The sequence below is a fragment of the Luteibacter sp. P4_D7_3 genome, from assembly GCF_056401735.1.
The window spans coordinates 1-3564 of the sequence record NZ_JBFUIT010000369.1 but is presented as its reverse complement, the minus strand read 5'-3'; the positions used below and the strand labels follow the sequence as shown (position 1 = coordinate 3564).

5 protein-coding genes are annotated in these 3564 nt (G+C 61.3%); 4 read left to right on the top strand and 1 reads right to left on the bottom strand.

From position 1 onward, the window contains the following. From AC1DSN_RS20010 to AC1DSN_RS19995, 4 genes are all read left to right on the top strand, one after another. Positions 1–641: SDR family oxidoreductase (locus tag AC1DSN_RS20010; RefSeq protein ID WP_477332439.1), on the top strand; the 641-nt coding region annotated here is incomplete at its 5' end. 14 nt (positions 642–655) lie between these two features. Continuing rightward, entirely contained in the window at positions 656–1672 is a 1017-nt protein-coding gene (locus AC1DSN_RS20005) for an amidohydrolase family protein (RefSeq protein WP_477332437.1), read from the top strand. A 42-nt stretch (positions 1673–1714) separates the two neighbouring features. Continuing rightward, positions 1715–2077 carry an ArsR/SmtB family transcription factor gene (locus tag AC1DSN_RS20000; protein WP_063573247.1) on the top strand — a complete coding sequence of 121 codons (363 nt, stop codon included), beginning with the start codon at positions 1715–1717 and terminating at the stop codon, positions 2075–2077. Beyond that, positions 2055–2534, top strand: a complete 480-nt coding sequence (locus AC1DSN_RS19995; protein WP_477332435.1) for an SRPBCC family protein — start codon at positions 2055–2057, stop codon at positions 2532–2534. The genes AC1DSN_RS20000 and AC1DSN_RS19995 overlap by 23 nt, the downstream gene beginning before the upstream one ends. Before the next feature lie 67 nt (positions 2535–2601). On the opposite strand, the gene AC1DSN_RS19990 is transcribed toward AC1DSN_RS19995, so the two are convergent. Further along, entirely contained in the window at positions 2602–3510 is a 909-nt protein-coding gene (locus AC1DSN_RS19990; protein WP_477332433.1) for a cyclase family protein, read from the bottom strand. Positions 3511–3564: the final 54 nt, after the last annotated feature.

Below are 3564 nucleotides of genomic sequence, written 5' to 3'. Positions count from 1 at the left end.
CTGCCGAATTTTACAAGCGGGGCTGGAACGTCGTCGGCACCGCCCGTCACCTCAACGATCACACCGAACTGCACGATCTGGCAGTGCAGAGCGGGGGCCGTGTTGAGGTAGAAGCCGTCGACATCTGCGACCCAGACCAGATCACCGCTCTCCGTGCGCGCCTCGCGGAGCGGGTGTTCGACATCGTGTTTGTCAACGCAGGCACCGCTAACGCGGACCCGACGGAGACCATCGCCGAGGTATCCACCGAGGAGTTCGTTACCGTCATGGTGACGAATGCGCTTGGTCCCATGCGCACCATCGAAGCGCTACAGGATCTCGTGCCCGCCGACGGCCTTATCGGCATCATGTCGTCGGGGCAGGGCAGCATCACCAACAATACCAAAGGCGGCTTCGAGGTCTACCGCGGCAGCAAGGCCGCGCTCAACCAGAACATGCGCAGCTATGCGGCCCGCCACGCGGGTGACCGACGCGCACTCTTGCTAATGGCCCCTGGCTGGATCCGTACGGCGCTTGGCGGTCCCGATGCGACGTTCAGTCTCGAGGAAACCATTCCGGACATCGTGAACACCGTCCTGGCCAAACGCGGAACGTCCGGCCTGGCGTATCTGGACCGCATGGGCCACACGGTGCCTTGGTGAAGGGGCGAGACAAAATGAAGCTGATCGGTATCGAAGAACACTTCCTCACGGCGGACATTCGCGACGCCTGGACGGCTGCTGGGCTGGAAGCGACTGACCCGAGCGTGGCGTTTCACGCAGGGGCCATTGAGGGGCGCCTGCTCGATCTCGCACAGGGCCGCCTCGCACTGATGGATGAAACCGGTCTGGATATACRGGTGTTGTCGCTCACTACACCCGGGCTGCACGACCTGGGATCGGAGAGCATCGACCTGGCGCGACGGACCAACGATGCCCTGGCCGAGGTGGTAGCACGCCACCCGACACGCTTTGAGGCCATGGCCACCTTGCCGGTCTCGATGCCGGACGAAGCAGCCCTCGAACTCGAGCGATGCGTCCGGACGCTGGGCTTCAAAGGAACGGTGCTGTGCGGAAAGGTCGGCCAACTCCACCTCGACGACACGAGCCTCTTCCCCATCTTTCACCATGCTCAAACCCTTGGCGCTCCGATCCTTATCCATCCGCGCATGCCAGATGCTGCCGTGCGGGATGCCTACTATTCAGGCTTCGCACCCGCCGTCGACGCGGCCTTCGCCACCTATGGTCTCGGCTGGCATTACGATGCGGGGACCCAGTTCATTCGGCTCGTGCTTGCTGGGACGTTCGACCGGCTGCCGAAGTTGCAGGTGATCCTTGGGCACTGGGGGGAAGTGGTGTTGTTCTACGCCGAGCGTTTGGCCGCGATGGACAGGGTGTCCGGGCTGATACAGCCGATCGCACACTACTTGCGGAACAATCTCTATGTAACGTCCAGTGGGATGTTTCTTCCGCACTATCTGATGCGCGCTGCTGAAATCGTCGGCTTTGACCGTTTACTGTTCTCAACAGACTACCCGTATCAGTATCGTGCGGGGAATGATGCGAGGAAGTTTCTCGACAGCTGTAGGCTTGGCGATGCTGATAAGAGGGCCTTCGGCTTTGCTAACTGGACGCGGCTCACGGCAGACCTTACGCGCCGCTTCACCGGCGCAAGCATGGGCTTGAGGCTCTGAACTCGCTTGCAAATTCCCCATGTCCGTCATACAGTGAACCACATGGTTCACTATCAAGCCCGTCTCGATGCAACGTTCGCCGCACTCTCCGATGTCACCCGACGCGGCGTGCTGGAGCAGCTCGGGAGTTCGGACGCCTCGATCACGGACCTTGCCCAACGGTTCCACATGACCCTCACGGGCATGAAGAAGCACGTCGGCGTCCTGGAGCAGGCGGGGCTCGTGACCACGGAGAAGGTCGGGCGCGTACGTACCTGCAAGCTCGGGCGAGGCCTGCTTGAAGAAGAGGCCGCCTGGATCGAGCAGCACCGCCAACTCTGGAGCGCGCGCTTCGACGAGTTGGACAAGCTTGTCGAGCACTTGAAACGCAAGGAGAAAGCAGATGACCAACGCAACAGAAAGTAATCGCACTGTCGTGGAACGCAAGGCCGACCGCGAACTCGTCGTGACGCGAACATTCGACGCCCCAGTGCACATCGTCTTCGAAGCATGGAGCACGCCCGAACTGTTCAAGCAGTGGTGGGTTCCGAAGTCCGCGGGGATGTCGCTGATCTCGTGTGACATGGATATTCGCACCGGAGGCACGTATCGCCTCGTATTCCGCCATCCGGCCTTCGATCAACCGATGGCGTTCTTTGGCACCTACAAAGAAGTAGCGCCGAACGCGCGCATGGTATGGACGAACGAAGAAAGCGAGCAGGGCGCCGTGACCACGGTGACGTTCGAAGAACGTGCCGGCAAGACGCTGGTCACCCTGCACGAACTTTATCCGACAAAAGAAGCACGCGACGAAGCTATCGTCGGTTCGGCGGAAGGGCTGCCGGAACAGTTCGCGCAGCTGGACGAATTGCTTGCGGGCTGATCCTGACGACACCGCGGCCGCCTGACTCCGCTGCATCGATCGGCTGGCTTACACCACCTCCAGGTAATCAGCCCGGAACACAGGCGAAGGCACGCACCGGAAACGTGCCCATGCCTTTGATCTTGGGAGGGGCCGCGGTGAAGGTGAAGCCTTCGACGGGTACGCGGTCCAGCGCTGTCAGGTGCTCGACGATCGGAATGCCCGCAGCCAGCAGAACCGAGTGAACGGGACGGCACCCGTCAGAGGTGTCGTCGATGTTCAGCGAATCGATACCGACGACGCGCGCTCCCTGGTCGCGTAGGTAGACCGCCGCCTGTTCGGTGAGAAACGGATGGCCTTCGAAATACTGGTCGGTGCGCCAGTGGCGGTCCCACCCGGTGYTGACCAAGACGGCTCGATCGCGGCAGTCGACCGGCGCAAAATGCATCCACTCGATCGCGCGCCCTGAAGCGCCGGAAATCCGAACGACCACTGCGGGTACGTCCGTCACCGTCGCCAGGCTCAAAGCACTGAGATCGAAGCCATCCGCATAACGGTGGAAGGGCACATCCATGTAGGTGCCAGTATTGCCGACCATCTGGATCCGCCCGATCTGGAACTCGGTGCCCTCGGCATAAACGCCACGCGAGCGCTCGCGGGAAAGGTGGTCGCAGATGAGCGGTGCTGGCAGTCCCTTATAGGTCACCATACCGTCTTCGATGGTATGACTGAGATCGACATAGCCGGCAGCGAGGACAGGATGGCCAGGTTCCTCGTCCCGCCTGTTAGCTCGCTTGTGCTGCTCCTGGATCACTTGCTTATTGAGGATCCGCACGTCCGCAACCATGAGCAACTTCATGTCGCGGATGACGTAGGCCGCTAGCGCATCGTCTGCCATGTCCTCTCCCTCGATATCCAGACGGAAACCCTGGCCCTGGAGACCGCCCCCGTTCGAGAAAGTAATCTCAAAATCAAAGCGCACGCGCCGGTCGGTCATGGCCTAGCTCGTTATCGTTCGGATGCCGTCGATTCAATCAGAGCGGGCGTGCGG